Source organism: Streptomyces sp. NBC_01089 (assembly GCF_045162975.1).
Lineage (GTDB): Bacteria > Actinomycetota > Actinomycetes > Streptomycetales > Streptomycetaceae > Streptomyces.
The window spans coordinates 765,045-783,589 of record NZ_CP108660.1 but is presented as its reverse complement, the minus strand read 5'-3'; the positions used below and the strand labels follow the sequence as shown (position 1 = coordinate 783,589).

17 protein-coding genes are annotated in these 18,545 nt (G+C 71.0%); 4 read left to right on the top strand and 13 right to left on the bottom strand.

Annotated elements, in window-relative coordinates:
• Positions 1-3: 3 nt before the first annotated feature.
• The 6 genes from OG510_RS03530 to OG510_RS03505 form a co-directional block, all read right to left on the bottom strand.
• On the bottom strand, positions 4-759 hold the full coding sequence (locus OG510_RS03530) for an IclR family transcriptional regulator (protein ID WP_406135178.1): 756 nt from the start codon (positions 757-759) through the stop codon (positions 4-6).
• 124 nt (positions 760-883) lie between these two features.
• Entirely contained in the window at positions 884-1,483 is a 600-nt protein-coding gene (locus OG510_RS03525; protein WP_406135177.1) for a GPP34 family phosphoprotein, read from the bottom strand.
• A gap of 99 nt (positions 1,484-1,582) precedes the next feature.
• Positions 1,583-2,557, bottom strand: coding sequence for a DUF4862 family protein (locus OG510_RS03520; RefSeq protein ID WP_406135176.1), 975 nt, complete (start codon positions 2,555-2,557; stop codon positions 1,583-1,585).
• Complete coding sequence (locus OG510_RS03515) at positions 2,554-3,348, bottom strand: FadR/GntR family transcriptional regulator (protein ID WP_406135174.1); 795 nt, start codon at positions 3,346-3,348, stop codon at positions 2,554-2,556. The genes OG510_RS03520 and OG510_RS03515 overlap by 4 nt, the downstream gene beginning before the upstream one ends.
• Before the next feature lie 120 nt (positions 3,349-3,468).
• Entirely contained in the window at positions 3,469-4,602 is a 1,134-nt protein-coding gene (locus tag OG510_RS03510; protein ID WP_406135173.1) for a CapA family protein, read from the bottom strand.
• 25 nt (positions 4,603-4,627) lie between these two features.
• The gene (locus OG510_RS03505) at positions 4,628-5,446 is read right to left on the bottom strand and encodes an HAD-IIA family hydrolase (RefSeq protein ID WP_406135172.1); all 819 of its coding nucleotides are present in this window, start codon (positions 5,444-5,446) and stop codon (positions 4,628-4,630) included.
• Between the two features lie 152 nt (positions 5,447-5,598).
• Here OG510_RS03505 and OG510_RS03500 point away from each other — a divergent pair, with 152 nt between their 5' ends.
• The 3 genes from OG510_RS03500 (at position 5,599) to OG510_RS03490 (ending at position 8,970) form a co-directional block, all read left to right on the top strand.
• Positions 5,599-6,885: a phosphoribosyltransferase family protein gene (locus tag OG510_RS03500; RefSeq protein ID WP_406135171.1), complete on the top strand. Its 1,287-nt coding sequence runs from the start codon at positions 5,599-5,601 to the stop codon at positions 6,883-6,885.
• A 159-nt stretch (positions 6,886-7,044) separates the two neighbouring features.
• Entirely contained in the window at positions 7,045-7,476 is a 432-nt protein-coding gene (gene panD, locus OG510_RS03495) for an aspartate 1-decarboxylase (protein ID WP_406135170.1), read from the top strand.
• Between the two features lie 276 nt (positions 7,477-7,752).
• Positions 7,753-8,970 (top strand): IS110 family transposase, encoded by a 1,218-nt coding sequence (locus tag OG510_RS03490; RefSeq protein WP_406135169.1) that lies wholly within the window; start codon positions 7,753-7,755, stop codon positions 8,968-8,970.
• 661 nt (positions 8,971-9,631) lie between these two features.
• Here the strand turns inward: OG510_RS03490 and OG510_RS03485 are convergent.
• A complete protein-coding gene (locus tag OG510_RS03485) occupies positions 9,632-10,168 on the bottom strand; it encodes a cupin domain-containing protein (RefSeq protein ID WP_406135168.1) in 537 nt (178 codons plus the stop codon).
• A gap of 98 nt (positions 10,169-10,266) precedes the next feature.
• Positions 10,267-11,130: a LysR family transcriptional regulator gene (locus OG510_RS03480; protein WP_406135167.1), complete on the bottom strand. Its 864-nt coding sequence runs from the start codon at positions 11,128-11,130 to the stop codon at positions 10,267-10,269.
• 93 nt (positions 11,131-11,223) lie between these two features.
• On the opposite strand from OG510_RS03480, the gene OG510_RS03475 reads away from it, so the two are divergent.
• Positions 11,224-12,108 (top strand): aldo/keto reductase family oxidoreductase, encoded by an 885-nt coding sequence (locus OG510_RS03475; protein WP_406135165.1) that lies wholly within the window; start codon positions 11,224-11,226, stop codon positions 12,106-12,108.
• A 49-nt stretch (positions 12,109-12,157) separates the two neighbouring features.
• Here the strand turns inward: OG510_RS03475 and gndA are convergent, their stop codons facing one another.
• The 5 genes from gndA to OG510_RS03450 all read right to left on the bottom strand — a co-directional run bounded on the left by gndA (position 12,158) and on the right by OG510_RS03450 (position 18,521).
• Positions 12,158-13,597 (bottom strand): NADP-dependent phosphogluconate dehydrogenase, encoded by a 1,440-nt coding sequence (gndA, locus tag OG510_RS03470; RefSeq protein WP_406135164.1) that lies wholly within the window; start codon positions 13,595-13,597, stop codon positions 12,158-12,160.
• Positions 13,598-13,810: 213 nt separating this feature from the next.
• Complete coding sequence (locus OG510_RS03465; protein ID WP_406135162.1) at positions 13,811-15,166, bottom strand: GH1 family beta-glucosidase; 1,356 nt, start codon at positions 15,164-15,166, stop codon at positions 13,811-13,813.
• A 62-nt stretch (positions 15,167-15,228) separates the two neighbouring features.
• Complete coding sequence (locus tag OG510_RS03460; RefSeq protein WP_406135160.1) at positions 15,229-16,137, bottom strand: carbohydrate ABC transporter permease; 909 nt, start codon at positions 16,135-16,137, stop codon at positions 15,229-15,231.
• Positions 16,130-17,185, bottom strand: coding sequence for a carbohydrate ABC transporter permease (locus OG510_RS03455; RefSeq protein ID WP_406135159.1), 1,056 nt, complete (start codon positions 17,183-17,185; stop codon positions 16,130-16,132). Before OG510_RS03455 ends, OG510_RS03460 begins: the two co-directional genes overlap by 8 nt.
• Before the next feature lie 13 nt (positions 17,186-17,198).
• A complete protein-coding gene (locus OG510_RS03450; RefSeq protein ID WP_406135157.1) occupies positions 17,199-18,521 on the bottom strand; it encodes an ABC transporter substrate-binding protein in 1,323 nt (440 codons plus the stop codon).
• Between the last annotated feature and the right edge of the window lie 24 nt (positions 18,522-18,545).

Sequence of the window (18,545 nt, the reverse complement as noted above, 5' to 3'; positions counted from 1 at the left end):
TGTTCAGTCGTTCACGGACTCGAAATCCCGTGTCACCGCGCGGCCGGCCGCTGTGACCACGGGCGCGAGCCGTGGCACGTCCAGCCGGTCGATCGGCCCGGTCACGGTGAACGTCGCCACGGCGACACCCCTGGCGAAGACCGGCGCGGCGACCGCCCCGTACCCGACGACGAGCTCCTGACGGTCGATGGCGTAACCCTGCCGACGTGTCTGGTCCAGCTCGGCCTCCAGCCGCGCGGGCTCCGTGATGGTCCACGGAGTACGGCGGCGCAGCGGTGACGCCATGACACGCTCGCGTATCGCGGGGTCGCCGAAAGCCAGCAGGGTCTTGCCCGACGCCCCGCAGTGGAACGGCACCCGGCCTTCCACCTGGGTCACGGCGACGCCGCCGCCCCGCTGGCTGAAGTACTTCTCGACGAAGAGGACGTCCTGGTCACCGGGGAAGGAGAGCACCACGGTCTCCCGGGTGGTCAGCGCCAGGTCTTCGAGGTACCGGGCAGCGATCAGCCGAAGGGCCCTGGTCCGGGGGACGCGCTGGCCCAGCTCGAAGAGCAGCGAGCCCAGCTCGTAGCGGCGGCCGTGCCGGTTCAGCAGGCCGACACCGACCATCTCGGTGGCCACCCGGTGCACCGTGGTCTTCGCCAGCCCGGTCCGCCGCGCCAGCTCCGACAGACCGAGCACGGGCGCCCCGGTGCCGAAGGCGCCCAGGATCAGCCGCACCTTCCGCAGCAAGGAGTCGCCGTCAAGTCCGTTACCCACCCCGGTCACCCGCCTCGCCCGAGGCCCGATGGCTCAGGCGTCCAGGAGTGCTTCTGCGGTGTCGCACAGGACGGTGCCGCCGGTACGCCGGGACGCTCGCGGTGTGCGCCGCGCGGCCCGCGACTCACAGTCCGCGCCAGACGTTGGCGAAGGCCGCCTTCTCGATGGACCGCCGCTGCCGTACGGCCTCCAGCTCCATCAGCGCGTCATGGACCACCGCCACCACGGTCGTCACCGCCTCGTCGTCGAAGCCGGGCTCGTCGCCGGACTGCTCGCCGTCGATGCCCACCGCGGAGGCGAGAGCGGCCAGGACGGGCTCCTCCTCCCTCCAGCGCTCGGCCGACCGGCGGTGCGCGGGAGTGTCGACCGGCTCCACGCGTTCCGGGCCGAAGGGCAGCCGGCCGCTCCGCCTCCGCGTCAGCTCGCCGTCCTCCTCCAGGGTGGCCTGGTACGCGGCCGAGAGGTCTCGGCCCCGGCGCCAGAGCCAGTCCTCGATCCGCTCGTACGGCGGCTGCCGGGTGAGCCCCGCCGCGGCCTCGCTCATGAGCCGGTCGTCCAGCACCGGCGGGGCACCCGGCACGATGCGGTCGCCGTCCACGGCAACCGCTCCCGCGTCGATGAGATCGATCAGCTCGGCTCCCGCGAGCGCGAGCGACAGGTCACCCTGTCCCACCGGACGCTCCGGGTCCATGGCGATGATGAACAGGTCTTTCGCCGTGGTCATGAACGGCTCCCCTCGCAGACATGGACAGAGACGCGTCCCCACCGCCCGATCGGGGCCGGCCCGCGTCGGGGACCGGCCCCGACAGCTGAGGCCGCGTGGTCAGGGTCGCACGGCAGCCCCGGCGGGCGGGGGTACCGGGGCGGACTCGGGCCCGGACAGCAGCCGCATGACGTGGTCCACCGTCGTGAGCCTCTCGTCGACCGAGGCGCCGACGGGAACCTGGACCTTCGCCCCCGCGTAGGAGAGCGCGCCCCCGGCCGCGCGGAGACAGCGGCGTACCTCGTCGGCGTCCATGAGGGAAGTCGGCTCGTCCTCGGTGAGGGGCAGGTGCGCGTCCGCCCACGGTCCGCCGAACCGGTTCGCGGCCGGGCCCGCGCCCGAGAACATCACGCCCTCCAACAGGCCGTCGGAGGCGAGCCGTTCGATCTGGGCGAGCGGCCGGCCCGGGTCCCGCGCCTCGATCGCCGAACGGCCCCAGTTGACGGCGATGCCGATTCCCCCGTCGCGTGCCAGGGGGATTTCGTCCTCCAGCGGCAGGAACCGCTTCTCGCCCGGGACGTCAGGTGTGTACGCGTCGCAGTGCTCCAGGACGAGCCGGGTGGACCAGGCGCCCGCGGCGGGTACGGTCGCCGCGATCTCTCCGAGGGAACGGGCGAACATCTCCCCGGCAGCGGTCGTCGACGGTGCGGTGTGGATGTGGATGGCGGTGACCGACTGTTCGCCGGTGAGCTGGTTCACCTCCTCGGCGGCCGTACGGGCCTCGCGGAGGAACGCGAGCGCCGCCCGTCGGCCTTCCTGGTCCGCCGAGGCGAGCCCGAAGGTGCCCGACGCGCCCACGCGCACCATCGTGCCGGGAATCAGGGTGATCACCGAGCGGGTGAAACGGCCGCGCAGCTGTGCGGCCAGCCACCGGATGTCCTCACCGATGCCGTCGTCGCGGAACGGGATCTCCAGCCCGTCAGCGATTCCCCGGCCGGCGAGCCCTTCGTAGAAGCGTTCCCGGTCGGCACGGAGGGCGGGCAGCGCCGCATACGCGCCCACCAGCGCGGCGGGCCGCCGCCGCTCTGTGTTCATGGTGCGAGGTCTCCGGAGCCGACGGGTCCCGTGCTGCTCGCCGGTGATGACTTCGTCGCGCCGAGTGCCCTGTCGAGGGGGTCGTAGTGAGCCGTGACCGCGGCGTGGAAGGCGCGGACATCGCCTGCCTCGGCCGCGTCGAGCATGAGGCCGTGTGCTCGCGCCGTCTGATCCATGTCGGCCGCGACGGACAGCCCCAGGGTGGGCACCACCACCGTGTGCACTTCCCAGAACGCGCTGACGAGCTGTCCGACCAGCGCGTTGTCCAGCCGTGCCAACAGGCCGGTGTGGAACGCGCGGTCCTGCTCGGGGAAGGTGCGCCCTTCCGCGGCCACGGCGACCATCTCGTCCACCAGCGCGTGCAGATCGGCGTTGAAGGTGCCCGCCAGACTCGCCACGATGCGCACGGCCATCCCGTGGTCGAGTACCTGGCGGATCTCGACCACGTCACGCAGCGCGCGCAGGTCGTCGCCCGGACTCAGCACCCCGCGGAAGACGAGCATCTCGACGAGGGCGTCGAGCGACATGGCGCCCACATAGGTGCCGTGGCCGTGGCGGACATCGACGATGCCGAGGGTCGACAGGGTCCGGATCGCTTCCCGCACACTGGAGCGGGAGACACCGAGCCGCTCGCAGAGTTCGGCCTCTGTGGGCAGCAGATCCCCGGGACACAGCCCCTCGACCAGGATGAACTCCTTGATCCGGCCGGTGGTGGCGGCCCGCCGCGAGGCGTCCGTCCCGCGCGACACCCCGGGCACGAGTGTCCTGAGACTCGGTTGTGCTGCGGCCATGCTGACCCCTTCGGTTCGCGGTCCTGAGGGGTGACTTTACCCAAGATCGGACATCAGATGTCTAGAAGGGCATTCGCTGTCGCGAGAACGCGCTGAATTCCGCGGTCGGTGAGCCGGCCGTCAGGCAGCCCGGAGCGTCAGGGCGCCCTCCGGGTCCGGCGCGGAGCACGGGCGGAAGCCCTCCGAGAGCCGGTCGAGGAGGGAGCGCAGCCACCGGCAGTCGTCGGACGAGGGGTGGCACAGGCGCATGCGCCTGGCCTGAAGTGGAGTGATGCGCAGCTCGGTGAGCCGGCCCGTGCCGGGCTCCAGCGAGGGGAGGTAGAGGAGCCGCAGGTCGTCGCGGTACTGCGCGTGGCCGGTGATGCCCTCGTAGTCGTTGATGAGGTCCCCGCAGCCGTACAGGACGAGCTTGCCCCGGTACACCTCCAGGGGGCGGGGGTGGTGCGAGGAGTGGCCATGCACGATGTCCGCTCCGGCGTCGACCAGGGCGTGGGCGGTGGCGACTTGGTCCGGGGGCAGGCGGTAGCCCCAGTTGGAGCCCCAGTGGACCGAGATCACCACGAGGTCGCCGGGGCGCTTCATCTCCCGGATACGGCCGGTGACTTCGGCCGCGGCGGCGTCCGGAGGACCGGCCAGGAAGCCGACTCCGCCGCGCGACCCGGTCGCGGCCCAGGACTGCGGGACACCGCTCGACGGCATGCCGAAGGAGAAGACCAGGAGCCGTCGGCCACCGTCGAGGGGGACGGTCGCCGGGCGGCTCGCAGCGGCGGCGTCCCGGCCCGCACCGGCCGTCCGTATCCCCGCGCCGGCCAATGAGCCGAGTGTCTCCGTGAGGCCGCGGCGGCCGAAGTCCAGGACGTGGTTGTTGGCCAGTACGCAGACGTCGGGACGGGCGGCCGACAGACAGGGGAGGTTGGCGGGGTGCATCCGGTAGTGGATCTCCTTGCCGGGGGCGAACGAGCCGCTGCGCGTGACGCTGGTCTCCAGATTGAGCACGCGGGCGTCGGGCGCGGCCGACCCAAGGGCTTCCAGTGCGTCGCCCCAGGGCCAGGCGAAGCCGACCGGACGCGGGACGGGTCCGTTCAGCGCCTCGGCCAGACCGATGTAGTCCCGGGCGTCCCTGACGTACCTCTCGCGGAGTTCCGGGTCGCCGGGGTGCGGCAGGATCTGGTCCACGCCGCGGCCGAGCATGACGTCGCCGCAGACGGACAGGGTGATCAAGCCGGCCCTCCGTTCCGTGTGCCGTACCACCATTGTCGCGCCGCGATACGCCCTCGGCTCAGCCCGAGTCCGCAGCCAGGCGGTCCAGGAGGGCAGGCAGCGCGGCGAAGGAGTCGATGACGTGGTCGGGTGTGCCCGTGGCCGCCCGGTGGGTCTCGGGTGTGTACTTGCCGGTCCTGACGAGGACGCCGGTGATCCCGCCGTGCTGGGCGGCGAGTACGTCGGACTCGATGTCGTCCCCGACCATGAGCGCCGTCGACGGCTCGGCGCCGAGGTGGGCGAGCGCGGCGGCGAAGAACGCCTCCGACGGTTTGCCGGTGATCACCGCCTCGGCCCGGGCGGCCCGCTCCAGGCCCAGGAGGAAGGCGCCGCTGTCGAGGCTGAGACCGTCTGCGGTGCGCCAGGAGAGGTTGCGGTGCATCGCCACGAGGGGGACTCCGCGCTGCAGGTGGCGGAACACGCGGTTGAGCGCCGGATAGCCGAACTCGTCGCCGGCCCCGCCGACGACGACCACGTCCACGTCGGCGCCCGGATCCGTGTCGTCGACGAGCGTCACACCCGGCAGATCGTCCCCGATGTCACCGGAGTTGAGCAGCAGACAGCGGGCGCGCGGCCAGTGCTCGCGCAGATACGCGGCGGTGGCGGCGGGCGCGGTGAGGATGTCGTCGACGGTGACGGGGAACCCCGCCCCGGCCAGGCGTTCGGCGATCGAGGCGCGAGTCCGCGAGGTCGTGTTGGTGACCAGGGCGAAGGGGCGCTCCGAGGCGCGCAGCCGCTCCATGGCCGCGACGGCGCCGGGCAGCGGCTCCCAGGAGACCGTGAGTACTCCGTCGATGTCGATCAGGACCGCGCCCAGCGCCGCGCCGCTTCGTTCCATACGACCGACGGTAGCCACCCCCGTACGGCAGCGCAGCGTGTACGGAGCCCATCGCGCATCCGCCCCGAGTTGCGGCATACCGCGAACAGAGCTAAGCCGAGAACAGGCAGCGGGGACAGGTCTGCCGTCTCTTCAGGGAGGAGGCGAAGACGGTGTTGTTCGCCGACCGTACGGACGCCGGACGGCGTCTCGCCCCAGCAGTGGAGCACCTGCGGGAGGAAAGGCCCGTCGTCCTGGGCCTGCCCAGGGGCGGTGTGCCGGTGGCTCACGAGGTGGCGCGGGCGCTCGGCGCCCCGCTCGACGTCGTCGTGGTGCGCAAGCTGGGGGTCCCGTACCACCCTGAACTGGGTTTCGGCGCGATCGGGGAGGGCGGCGTACGGGTGCTCAGCGATGACATCGTGCGCCGCAGTGGGGTCCGGCAGCCGGAGCTCACGGCGGTCGAGCACGCGGAGGAGCAGGAGCTGCTGCGGCGGGCGCGGCGCTACCGCGAAGGGCGGCCCCGGGTCGCCGTCGACGGCCGGACGGTGATCGTGGTGGACGACGGGGTCGCGACCGGCGCCACGGCGGCCGCCGCCTGCCAGGTCGTACGGGAGCAGGGCGCCGCCCATGTGGTGCTGGCCGTGCCGGTGGCGCCGCCGGACGTGGTCGGGCGGCTGCACGGGGCGGCGGACGACGTCGTGTGCCTGTCCAGGCCCGACCTGTTCAGCGCCGTCGGCGAGTGGTACCAGGACTTCGCGCAGACCACGGACGAGGAAGTGATCACCCGCCTCACCGAAGCTGCGGCGGCCCGTTCCGCACCGGTCACCGCCGAGGTCGATGTGGACGCGGACGGTGTCCGGCTGGCGGGAGACCTCGCGCTGCCGGCGGGCGCGACAGCCGTGGTGATGTTCGCCCACGGCTCCGGCAGCAGCCGGCACAGCCCGCGCAACCGGTCGGTGGCGGCGGCACTGCGCGACGCGGGCCTGGGCACGCTGCTCTTCGACCTGCTCACCCCGGCCGAGGAGGCCGACCGGGCGAACGTCTTCGCCGTCGACACCCTGGCCAGGAGGCTGTCGACGGCCACCCGCTGGCTGCGGGAACGCGAGTCCCTGCCGATCGGCTACTTCGGAGCGAGCACCGGGGCCGCCGCCGCGCTCCGGGCGGCCGCGGACGAGGAAGCGTCCGTCGGCGCCGTGGTGTCGCGGGGCGGACGGCCCGATCTCGCCGCGCCCCGCCTCGGCGACGTACGGGCACCGACGCTGCTGATCGTCGGCGGGGACGACACATCGGTGCTCGACCTCAACCGCGCCGCCCAGGCCGAGCTGCGCTGCGAGAACCGCCTCGACATCGTCCCGGGGGCCACGCATCTCTTCGAGGAACCCGGAGCGCTCGACCAGGTCGCCGACCTCGCACGTGCCTGGTTCGTCCAGCATCTGACGGCGGGCGGCGGTGGTGCGTAGGCCGATGCCGTCATCGCGTCAGGTGAAACGGCAATCGGCCGGTACGAGCCTCGGATATCCGGCGGAGGCGGGGCCGGGCACACGACTCGTTGTAAAGTAGGGCAACGGTACTTGACCTGCAAAAACGCAGGCAGGAAGCCTAGAATCGGGAGTGCCCTCATGATGCGCACCATGTTCAAGTCCAAGATCCACCGTGCCACGGTGACCCAGGCCGACCTGCATTACGTCGGTTCGGTCACCGTTGACGCCGCCCTGATGGAAGCCGCCGACCTGCTGCCCGGCGAGCTCGTACACATCGTCGACATCGACAACGGCGCCCGCCTGGAGACGTACGTCATCGAGGGCGAGCGCGGCTCGGGCGTCATCGGGATCAACGGCGCCGCCGCCCACCTCGTCCACCCCGGCGACCTGGTGATCCTCATCAGTTACGCGCAGGTGGACGACGCCGAGGCGCGTACGCTCCGGCCGAGCGTCGTCCACGTCGACGCGGACAACCGGATCGTCGCCCTCGGGGCCGACACGTCCGCGCCCGTGCCCGGCACCGGTCAGGTGCGCCCTCCGCATGCCAGGCCCCTGGCCGCCGGAGCCTGACGCAGGGCCGCCCCCGTTATGTTTTCCGCGGCTCCGCAATGGGGCCGCTGGCCTCCGGGCCCGGCATGACTGTTGCCCCCTGTCGAAGGCATGACCTGGGGGGTGGTGTTCACCGGGCCCGAGAGGTGTCCGTCGGAGACGCTGATCAGAGGTCCGGCCACCGTCCGGCCCGGCGCAATGCCGGACAGTTCGCGGGCGGCAGGTCTGCATAACGTGGATGCGCGAGCACGACACCCAAGCCGAGGCCGGCACCGTCAACACCCCGGAAAGGGAACGATGTCCGAGATTGAAAATGTCGGCGTATTCCTGGGCCTGGACGTCGGCAAAAGTGCCCATCACGGTCACGGACTCACCCCGGCCGGGAAGAAGGTCTTCGACAAGCCCCTGCCCAACAGCGAACCCAGGCTGCGGGCCGTGTTCGACAAACTGGCCGCGAAGTTCGGCACCGTCCTCGTCGTTGTCGACCAGCCCGCTTCCATCGGCGCCCTGCCGCTGACCGTCGCGAGGGACGCGGGCTGCCGCGTCGCCTACCTGCCCGGCCTGGCCATGCGGCGGATCGCCGACCTCTACCCGGGCGAGGCGAAGACCGACGCGAAAGACGCCGCCGTGATCGCGGACGCGGCCCGCACCATGCCGCACACCCTGCGCTCGCTGGAGCTGACCGACGAGATCACCGCCGAACTCACGGTCCTTGTCGGCTTCGACCAGGACCTCGCCGCCGAGGCCACCCGCACGTCCAACCGGATACGCGGCCTGCTCACCCAGTTCCACCCCAGCCTGGAGCGCGTTCTGGGTCCCCGCCTCGACCACCAGGCCGTCACCTGGCTCCTGGAGCGCTACGGATCCCCGGCCGCCCTGCGCAACGCCGGCCGACGCAGACTCGTGGAACTGATCCGCCCCAAAGCCCCCCGCATGGCACAGCGACTGATCGACGACGTCTTCGACGCCCTCGACGAACAGACCGTCGTGGTCCCCGGCACCGGCACCCTCGACATCGTCATCCCTTCTCTGGCCGCCTCCCTGACCGCCGTCCACACCCAGCGCCGGGCGATGGAAGCCCAGATCAACACCCTGCTGGAGGCTCACCCTCTTTCCCCGGTCCTGACGTCGATGCCCGGCGTCGGCGTCAGGACCGCCGCAGTCCTGCTGGTCACCGTCGGCGACGGCACCAGCTTCCCCACCGCCGCCCACCTCGCCTCCTACGCCGGACTCGCCCCCACCACCAAGCAGTCCGGCACCTCGATCCACGGCGAACACGCACCCCGAGGAGGCAACCGGCAACTCAAACGGGCGATGTTCCTGTCCGCCTTCGCCTGCATGAACGCCGATCCGGCTTCCCGCGCCTACTACGACAGGCAACGGGCCCGCGGCAAGACCCACACCCAGGCCCTCCTCCGCCTCGCCCGCCAACGCATCAGCGTCCTGTTCGCCATGCTCCGCGACGGCACCTTCTACGAATCCCGGACACCGAAGGGCGTCGAGCTCGCCGCATAACCTCAGCAACCCCGAACCACCCCAAACCCGGCAGGAGTGCCTTGACGAAAGACATAGAGGCACCCCCCCGCCCCGTCGTACGGCCCTGCGCCACCCCGGGCTCTCTCGGGCCTGCCGGTGCGGCCCCCGGTTGGCGGAAAGCCCCCGGAAGTGCTTCGGGGCGAGAGGCCGCGGCGGGCGGTGGCCGGGCCGGTTCGGTCCGCTTCGGTCCGGTTCGGTCCGGCGCGCGTGGGCAGGCGGAGCGGGAGACATTGGAAGGACATGCCGCCGAACTGTGGGAGGCCCACCGTGACGCATCCATATCCAGACCCCGTACCCCCGAATCCGACCCCGCCGCCGGGCCCCGGCCCGGCCCCGGTGCCGCCGCCGCTGCCGGATCCGCTGCCCGACCCCATACCGCAGCCGCCCGGCCCCGAGCCGACACCGACGCCAGGACCCGGTCCTGGCCCAGGCCCCGACCCGTCGCCCGAGCCGCAGCCCGGCCCGGTGTCACACCGCTGACCGGGCCACCGACCGGGCGCGGCCGCCACTGGGCCGGCCGGTCACCCGGCGCTCGCCCCCGCCGGAGCGGCCACCGCCCCGGACCGGGCGGCACGAGCCGCGCCCGGTCGGCCCTGCGGTCGGTGCACGCGGCGCAGGAGCCGCGGCTGCTCCGTCTCCGTTACTGCTCCGTCTCCGTCCGCCCCGCCTCGAAGTCGAAGTCCTCCACGAAGTAACTGTCGTGGCGGACACGGAACTCCTTGAGTTCCTCCGGGCCGCGCCGAGACATCTCCGCGACCCGCTCGAAGTACTCCTCGCGCGGGGAGCCGGGGGAGAAGAGCATCAGCATCGACACGGGGTCGTCGGTCACGTTCTTGAAGGCGTGCAGACCTCCGACCGGCACATACAGGAAGTCCCCCTCACGGCCGGTGACCCACTTCTCGCCGTTGAACAGCTCCAGTTCGCCGGAGAGGATGTAGAAGGACTCCGACATCGCCCGGTGGAAATGGGTCTTCGCACCGGCCGACCGTGGGCCCAACACCCCTTTGTACAGACCGAATTCGCCACCGGTCGACTCCTGGGTGGCCAGGTAGCTGGTGGATCCGCCGGGCGAGGAGACCTCCGGCGGTGTGTCGGCCGAACGAAAGGACGCGTTCACCTCGCCCCTGGTGCCGTGGTAACGGGGCTCCGGGTACTGCAAGTTCTCGAAGTACGACATCGTGCGCTCCTTGTCGGCAGGTTCACCACAAGCATGTACGCCGCGGCCGGGGGCCGGTGGTCGGGCGGTGTGCCGCGGCGATGGAAGGCGAGGGCGGGTCACAGCCGTGCGGCCGTGCGGATCAGCCCGGCGAGAGCGAGGGAGCGGCTGTGCGCGGGCCAGGCGATGTGGGTGACGACGGGGGTTGCGTCGGTCAGGGGAACGGCCGTGTGTTCGGCCCACAGCCAGGCGCGGGCCGAGTCGGGGAAGACGGCCATGGTGCGTCCGAGGGCGATCAGCTGGGCCAGCTGCGTCTGATCGTGGATCTCAGGGCCCGGGCCGGGCGGATACGTGCCGTGGCGGGACCAGCGGGCGAGCGGAAGATCAGGGATGTCGCTGATGTCGGCCAGGGACAGAGTCCTCCGCGCGGCGAGGGGGTGCGAGGCGGGCAGGATCGCGATCTGCCCCTCGGTCATCAGTTCCTCGCTGTCGAACCCGGCGAGGGAGTTGAACGGCGCGTGCATGAGAGCCACGTCAGCGCGGCCGTCGCGCAGCATCCCTTCCTGCTCGCACGTGCCGCTCGGCAGCACCTCGATCTCGGCGGCGCCGGGCTCGGCCGCGTAGGCGTCGAGGAGCTTGTGCAGCAGCTCGTGGGACGCGCCCGCCTTCACGGCCAGTACCAGCCGGTTGCGGGGGCCGCGCGGACTGTCGGCGCCACCGGCGCGACGGGTGCGGCGAGCGGCAGCGGTGGTCGCGTCGAGGGCCGCGCGGCCCTCGTGCAGCAGCATCTCTCCGGCGGCGGTCAGGGTGACGCCCCGGCGGTTGCGTGTCAGCAGGGAGACGCCGAGACGCCGTTCGAGCTGCTGGATCGCCCGGGACAGCGGTGGCTGGGCCATGCCGAGGCGCTCGGCGGCGCGCCCGAAGTGCAGTTCCTCCGCGACGGCCATGAAGTACCTCAGCTCGCGGGTCTCCAAGGTGTCCATGGGCGCAGCGTATCCCGGTGATACCTAGCGGGTATGACAGGGCACGGTGTCGGTATTGGATGCGCCGCTTGTCCGCGAGCGAACATCGACGGCATGAGCGAAACCACGAACACACCCTCCGCGTCACTGCCCGGCGGCACCTGGACCCTGGGCGATCTGACCGTCACCCGCTTCGGCTACGGCGCCATGCAGCTCGCCGGCCCCGGGGTCATGGGCCCGCCTGCCGACCGCGACGGCGCGCTCGCCGTTCTGCGCGAGGCCGCCGCCCTCGGGATCACCCATATCGACACCGCCGGCGCATACGGACCACGCGTCACCAACGGGCTGATCCGGGAAGGGCTGCGCCCCTACCCCGAGTCGCTGCACATCGTGACCAAGGTCGGCGCGGTCCGCGACCAGCAGGGCGGCTGGGTCCCTGCCCGACAGCCCGAGGATCTGCGCCGCGCCGTCCGCGAGAACCTTGAGGACCTCGGCCTCGATTCCCTCGACGTGGTCAATCTCCGGCTCGGCGACGCCATGGGTCCCCGGCCCGGCTCGCTCGCCGAGCCCCTCGCGGCCCTCGTCGAACTCCAGCAGCAGGGTCTGATCCGGCACCTCGGAGTGAGTAACGCGACGGCGCGACAGGTCGCCGAGGCGCAGGCGATCGCGCCGATCGTGTGCGTGCAGAACATGTACAACCTCGCCTACCGCCAGGACGACGAGCTGATCGACGAACTCGCCGACAAGGACATCGCCTACGTACCGTTCTTCCCGCTCGGCGGCTTCACCCCGCTGCAGTCCACGGCGCTCTCCGCCGTGGCCACCCGGCTGGACACGACACCGATGTCCGTCGCCCTGGCCTGGCTGCTGCAACGGTCGCCGAACATCCTGCTCATTCCCGGCACCTCGTCGGTGGCGCACCTGCGCGAGAACGTCGCCGGCGCGGGGCTCTCGCTCTCCGGCGAGGAACTCGTCGAGCTGGACAAGATCGGCCGATAGCAGGACGCGGCACGGCCCCCGGCAAGGCCGAGGGACGGTGTCGGCCGCGTCAGCTTTCGATCTCTGTCTTGTCCCCGCCCCAGAGGGTGTGGAAGGTGCCGTCGCGGTCGGTGCGGCGGTAGGTGTGCGCGCCGAAGTAGTCGCGCTGGCCCTGGGTGAGGGCCGCGGGGAGGCGTGCGGCGCGCAGTGAGTCGTAGTAGGCGAGGGCGGCCGTGAAGCCGGGGGTGGGTACGCCCTGCAGGACGGCGGTCGCGGTGACGGCGCGCCAGTCGTCCTGTGCGGCGGCGATCTCGTCGGCGAAGCCCTTGTCGGCGAGCAGGCTCGGCAGCTGGGGCTGTGCTTCGTAGGCGCCGGTGATCCGGTCGAGGAAGGCGGCGCGGATGATGCAGCCGCCCCGCCAGATCGCGGCGATCCGGCCGAGGTCGATGTTCCAGTCGTACTGCCGGCTGCCCGCGGCGAGTTCGTGGAAGCCCTGGGTGTAGGAGACGATCTTCGAGGCGTACAGGGCCTGTTCGACCTGGTCGGCGAAGGCCGCCGCCTCGTCGTCGCCCAGGGGCTTCGCGGTGGGTCCCGCGAGGTGCCGGGAGGCTTCGCGGAGGTCCGCGTGGCCGGAGACGGAGCGGGCGAAGACCGCTTCGGCGATGCCGGACACGGGCACGCCGAGGTCGAGTGCGATCTGGACGGTCCAGCGGCCGGTGCCCTTCTGCTCCGCCTGGTCGAGCACGACGTCCACGAAGGGCTTGCCGGTCGCCGCGTCGACGTGCGAGAGCACCTCCGCGGTGATCTCGATGAGATACGAGTCCAGGCGCCCGGTGTTCCAGGTGCGGAACACATCGGCGATCTGCGCGGGGGAGTAGCCGGCCACGTCCCGCAGCAGTTGGTACGCCTCGCCGATGAGCTGCATGTCGGCGTACTCGATACCGTTGTGCGTCATCTTGACGAAATGGCCGGCGCCGTCAGGGCCGATATGGGTGACGCACGGAGCCCCGTCCTTGGCCTTCGCGGCGATCTTCTCCAGCATCGGCCCGAGCGACTCGTACGACTCGGCGGAGCCGCCCGGCATGATGCTCGGCCCGTGCAGCGCGCCCTCCTCGCCGCCCGAGATCCCGGTGCCGACGAAGTGGATGCCCCGCTCGCGCAGCTCCTTCTCGCGGCGCCTGGTGTCCTCGAAGTGCGCGTTGCCGCCGTCGATGATCACGTCGCCGTCCTCCAGGAGGGGCGCGAACTCCTGGATCACGGCGTCGGTGGCGTCACCCGCCTTCACCATGACCACCAGCCGGCGCGGGCGCTCCAGGGCCGCGACGAACTCCTCGGGGCTCTCCGTCGGCACGAAGATGCCCTCTTCGCCGAACTCCTCCACCAGCTCGTGCGTCCTGGCCGCGGTGCGGTTGTGCAGTGCGACGGTGTACCCGTGGCGTGCGAAGTTACGGGCGAGGTTGCGGCCCATCACCGCGAGTCCCGTGACGCCGATCTGGGCTGTTCCACTCATTGGCCGTGCTCCTCGGAATCGTGCGGACGCTGCGCCCGGCTTCTACCCGGACTACCTGGACCGTACGTCCGTTGCCGCGCTCCCGGCGGGATCTGTGGGCCGGGCGGGCGGAGGCGGCAGCGGACACGCCGACGGGGCCCCGGCAGCGCCGGAGCCCCGTCGGTGGCATGCCTCGGTCAGCGGGGCACGCGAGTCACGCCGTGGCAGGGCGGCTCACGCGGCCCGCCGGCCCCGGCCGCGGGCCGCCCGGACGATGTCCGCGTACCGGTGGCCGCTGCTCTTGACCGTGCGCCGCTGTGTCGCGTAGTCGACGTGCACCAGGCCGAAGCGCTTGTCGTAGCCGTACGCCCACTCGAAGTTGTCCAGCAGCGACCAGGCGAAGTACCCGGCCAGCGGGACGCCCTTGCGGGCGGCACGGGCGCAGGCGGCCAGGTGCTCGTCGAGGTACTGGACCCGCTCCGGGTCGTGGACCGAGCCGTCGCCGCGGACCACGTCGGGGTAGGCGGAGCCGTTCTCCGTGACGTAGATCTTCCGCGCGCCGTACTCGTCGGCCAGCCGCACCAGGATGTTCTCCAGGCCGTCCGCGTTGACCTCCCAGTCCATCGCCGTGTGGCGGGCGCCGGGCAGATAGACCTGCTTGGCGTGCGGCAGCGGGCCCGTCGGGTCGTCCGTGACGACGTTGCGGAAGTAGTAGTTCACGCCCAGCCAGTCGAGCGGGGCGGCGATCGTGTCGAGGTCGCCGGTGCGGACCGGGAGGTCCACCCCGTACAGGTCGACCATGTCCTGCGGATAGCCGCGCCCGTGGATCGGGTCCAGCCACCACCGGTTGGTGTGCCCGTCGGCCCGGACGGCAGCCGCCAGGTCCTCGGCGCGCTCGGTGGCCGCCTCGCAGGGGCTGAGGTTGTTGACGATGCCGACGCGGGCACCGGGGACGGCCGCCCGGATCGCCTGCGTGGCCAGCCCGTGGCCCAGATGGAGGTGGTACGAGGTGCGGACGGCGGCGGTGATGTCCGTGAGGCCGGGCGCCATCCGGCCCTCCAGATGGCCGATCCAGGACGAGCAGAGCGGCTCGTTCAGCGTCGTCCAGTCCTTCACCCGGTCGCCGAGCCGCCGGGCCACCACGGCCGCGTACTCGGCGAAGTGCTCGGCCGTCTCCCGGGCCGGCCAGCCGCCGCGGTCCTGCAGCGCCTGCGGGAGGTCCCAGTGGTACAGGGTCGGGAACGGCGTGATCCCCGCTTCGAGGAGGCCGTCGACCAGCCGGTCGTAGAAGGCGAGCCCCTTCTCGTTGACCGGCCCGTCGCCGCCGGGCACCACCCGTGGCCAGGCCACGGAGAACCGGTACGCGTCCACACCGAGCTGCTTCATCAGCCCGATGTCCTCGCGCCAGCGGTGATAGTGGTCGCAGGCCACATCGCCGTGGTCGCCGTTGTCGATCTTCCCGGGGAGGTGCGAGAACGTGTCCCAGATCGAAGGCGAACGGCCGTCTTCGGCCACGGCCCCCTCGATCTGGTACGCCGCCGTGGCCACCCCCCAAGTGAAGTCCGCGGGAAGGGAGTTGTACTCGTTCACGGGCTGCCTTTCTGCTGCGGGTGCTGAGCGGTGGGGAGGTGCGGGGTGGGAGGGGCGCGCGGTCACTTCACCGCGCCGGCGGTCAGACCGGCGACGAGGTACCGCTGGAGCAGCAGGAATCCCGCGACGACGGGCACGCTGACGACGAGCGACGCGGCCATGATCTGGTTCCAGTACACGTCGTTCTGCGTCGAGTAGCCCTGGAGCCCCACGGCGAGCGTCCGCGTCGTGTCGTTGGTCATGACCGAAGCGAAGAGCACCTCGCCCCACGCGGTCATGAACGCGTACAGGGCGACGGCCACGATGCCCGGGACCGCCGCGGGGACGACGACCCTGAAGAGCGCCCCGAGCGGCCCGCAGCCGTCCACCATCGCCGCTTCGTCCAGGTCCTTCGGGATGGAGTCGAAGTACCCGATGAGCATCCAGATCGAGAACGGCAGCGAGAACGTCAGATACGTGAGGATCAGACCGCCGCGGGAGCCGTAGAGGTTCACGCCGGTCGAGTTCCCGATGTTCACGAAGATGAGGAACAGCGGGAGCAGGAACAGGATGCCGGGGAACATCTGGGTGGAGAGCACCGTGACCGTGAAGACCCGCTTGCCGCGGAAGCGGTAGCGGCTCACCGCGTACGCGGCGAAGATCGCGACCACCACCGAGCAGACACTCGCCGTACCCGCCACGATCAGCGAGTTCATGAAGTATCTGGCGAGCGGGATCGTGCTCCAGATGTCGATGTACGGGCGGACGGTGAACCCGGAGGGGATCCAGGAGAACTTGCCCGACACATCACCCAGCGGCTTGAGGGAGCTGCTGATCATGACGTACACGGGCACCAGCGTGAACAGCGACACCAGGGTGAGCGCCACGCGCCGGGTCCAGATGAAGGACCGCGGCGGCGCGGTGGGGGAGCGGGGGACGGTGGCCGGGCGCTGGGCCGCGGGGGAGCGCGGCGCGGTGCTGGTACTAGACATCGGTGCTCTTCCTCCCGCGCGACGTGAAGATCAGGTACACGGCCGTCACCAGCAGCAGGAAGAGCAGGAGCAGTACGGACATGGCCGAGCCGCTGCCGAAGTTCCAGGTGTCGAACGAGGACTGGTAGATGTGGATGGAGACCAGGTCGGCGGCTTCCGGGGCCGACTTGCCGAACAGGACGTACGGCGTGTTGAAGTCGTTGAAGGTCCACAGGAAGAGCACCAGGACCAGGACCTGGTTGACGGAGCGCAGCGACGGCAGGGTGATCCTGCGGATCTGCTGCCAGATCCCGGCGCCGTCGATCGACGCCGCCTCGTACAGCTCGCGCGGGATGTTCTGCAGCGCGGCCATCACCATAAGGAAGGCGAACGGCCAGGACTTCCAGATGGCGACGATGACCAGCGCGTAGAAGCTGTTGTCGCCGATCAGCCAGAACGACGGCTTGGCCGTGATGCCCAGCTGGTCGTGGAGGACGTGGTTCACCAGGCCGTTGTCCCGCTGGAACATGAACGCCCAGGTGATGATCGCGGTGTAGGCCGGCAGCGCGTACGGGATGAGGAAGACCGTCCGCAGCAGGCCCCGCCCGCGGAAGTCCTCCTGGAGCAGGATCGCCACCCCCGTACCGATCAGCCAGGAGAGCCCGACGGCCAGCACGGTGAAGCCACAGGTGACGTAGAAGGAGTGGAGGAGAGCCTTGCCGATCGGGGCGTTGAAGTCGACGGCGACGCTGAAGTTGTGCAGGCCGGTCCAGGGCGCCTGGCTCCAGTTGCGGATGAAGAACTGGGTGAGGCCGCGGAAGCTCATCACGATGCCGATGGCCATCGGCACGATGTGGATGAGCAGTTCGAGTACGAGCGCGGGCAGCAGCAGCAGATACGGCAGGCCGGCGCGGCGGATCCGGTCGGGGACGCGCGGGAGGCGTGGCCGCGTACCGCCGGACTTCTGTGTGCCGGCGCCGGCCGCCGGGGGCGTGGTCTCCTCCAGCAGGAGGGGTGAGGCGGAGCCTCTCGCGAGGGGGTGGGGGCCGGGTGGCGGGTGGGAGGTCATCGGAGTCAGTGCCTCACTGGGTCATCTGCTGCTGTGCCTTGGTGAGCTTTTCCTTGACCGAGGCCGTCGTGATGGCCTTGCCCGCGGCGGCGTCGGACCACAGCTCCTTGATGGCGGTTCCCACGGTCGTCTCGAACTGCGACTCCGACGGCACCTGCGGCAGCGGCGCCGCGCTGTTGGTCAGTGTGTCCTTGAGGACCTTCACACCGGGCACGTTGAAGGCGGGGTCCGACTGGGCGGCCGTGACGGGCGGCACCGATCCGTAGGCTTTGTTGAGGATCTTCTGCTCGCTGTCGCTGGTCATGAACTTCACGAACTTCAGCGCGCCCTTGGTGTTCTTCGTGTTCTTGAAGACGGCCATGTTGATGCCGGCGACCATGGAGTTGACGTTCTTGCCCTGCCCGGGGGTGCCGGAGGGGACGGGCGCCGGGGCGGCCCCCCAGTCCTGCGGCTTCATCCCCTGGGAGGCGAAGGTGGACGCGGCGGCCTGCCACAGCACCATGGCGGTCTTGCCCTTGGAGAAGTCGCTGAGCGACTGGTTCTGGGCGTACTCGGCGTTGCCCGGCGCGATGACCTTGTCCTTGCCCATGAGGTCGACGTACTGCTTCACGGCGGCGACCGCGCCGGGTGAGGTGAAGGTCGGCTTGCCCGACGCGTCGAAGAAGTCGGCCCCGTGCTGCTGGGCGAGTACGAACGCCTGGTGGATGTTCTCGGAGAGGTTGCCGCCCTCGGCGCCGAGGCCCCACTTGCCGCTGGTGCCGTTCTTGGAGATCTTCCGGCCGTCGGCGACCAGTTCGTCCCAGGTGGCCGGGGGCTTGGCTATGCCCGCGTCGGCGAACATCTTCTTGTTGTAGTAGAGCGCGTACGAGAGGGAGTACAGCGGGACGGCCGCCGGGTCCTTCTTCGCGGCGCCCGCCGATGCCACCGCCGCGTCGACGAACCGGTCGCGGCCGCCGATCGCGTCGAAGTTGGCCTTGTCCCAGGGCAGCAGAGCGCCGGTGGCCTGCAGCGAGGCCGACCAGGTGTTGCCGATGTTGAGCACATCGGGGCCCTGGCCCGAGGTCGTCGCCGCGAGGATCCGCTTGAGCAGGTCGGCCCAGGGGACGACCTCCAGCTTGACCTTGATCCCGGTCTGCTGCTCGAACTTCTTCAGCTCGGGCGTGAGGATCTTCTGGTCGGCGGGGATGTTCGGCCCCTGGTTCGACGCCCAGTAAGTGAGCGTCTTGGGGGAGGCGTTGCTGCCCCCGCCACTGGAGTCACCTCCCCCGCACGCGGTGGCTCCGGCGAGCGTGGAGACGGTGATGGCGACTGCTGCTGCGGCTCTGATACTGCGCATGTGCGTAGGCCCCTTCCCGGGGAG